This window comes from Klebsiella sp. A-Nf5, from assembly GCF_002810545.1.
Classification (GTDB): Bacteria; Pseudomonadota; Gammaproteobacteria; order Enterobacterales; family Enterobacteriaceae; genus Klebsiella; species Klebsiella variicola.
Genome location: NZ_PIOG01000249.1, coordinates 1 through 648, shown reverse-complemented (window position 1 = coordinate 648; position 648 = coordinate 1). Strand labels below are relative to the sequence as shown.

The window sequence follows — 648 nt, the reverse complement described above, 5'->3', positions numbered from 1 at the left end:
GAATGCAGCCGGTGGCGCGCTAACCAATCAGATCAACGGTGACAATCCTTTAACAGGAGCAATTACTAATGGTCTGGGTTCTGCTGGCGGTTACTGGGGAGGCAAACTAATCTCTTCAGGCACAAATGCGGCTGGTAAATGGCTAACCGGCGGCTGGGATCCTAAGTTTAATCCTGACCTGCTGAAATATACCGAAATTAAAGGTCAACTGGGGATCTCTAAGGAGATGTTGCCTGGTAAGCTTCCAGGCAATATGGGTAATATTGGAGCTTCAGTAATATCAGAGGGAGGCGGTAAAGGAGCTGAACAGGTAATAAAAAAAATAGGAGATAAAAATGAAAAATGATCTCCGAGTTAGATGTGTTCAGTCTCTATTTCTCTTAGTTGCTACGATTTTATTCATGATCGCATTATCTGTATGCGGAAAGATTTTTTTTTCGTTGTTACTGTGGCTGCTTGGCGATGGTTTTAATACAACTTGGCAGGATGTTTTGCACGGAGCGAAATTAGGACTTTATGGTGGAAGCATTGGAGGCATTGGACTCGCATTATTCCGCCTTTTTAAAGTAAAGGGATTTTAATCTATGTCGAAAAGATCCCAGCCTTTGTGGTTGGGATTGTTGTTGAGACTAACTCGCTGAGTCTGCC

General features: G+C 43.2%; 1 protein-coding gene and 1 pseudogene. Both read left to right on the top strand.

What is annotated here, in order from left to right; genetic code table 11:
* Nucleotides 1-346, top strand: a pseudogene (locus CWM53_RS23375) (ShlB/FhaC/HecB family hemolysin secretion/activation protein); the annotation flags it as partial.
* Entirely contained in the window at nucleotides 336-581 is a 246-nt protein-coding gene (locus tag CWM53_RS23370; protein ID WP_063266827.1) for a hypothetical protein, read from the top strand. The pseudogene CWM53_RS23375 and the gene CWM53_RS23370, both read left to right, overlap by 11 nt.
* Nucleotides 582-648: the final 67 nt, after the last annotated feature.

Excerpts from the sequence above, each read along its gene's own strand:
- CWM53_RS23370 (WP_063266827.1), top strand. The coding sequence starts at position 336 with ATGAAAAATGATCTCCGAGTTAGATGTGTTCAGTCTCTATTTCTCTTA.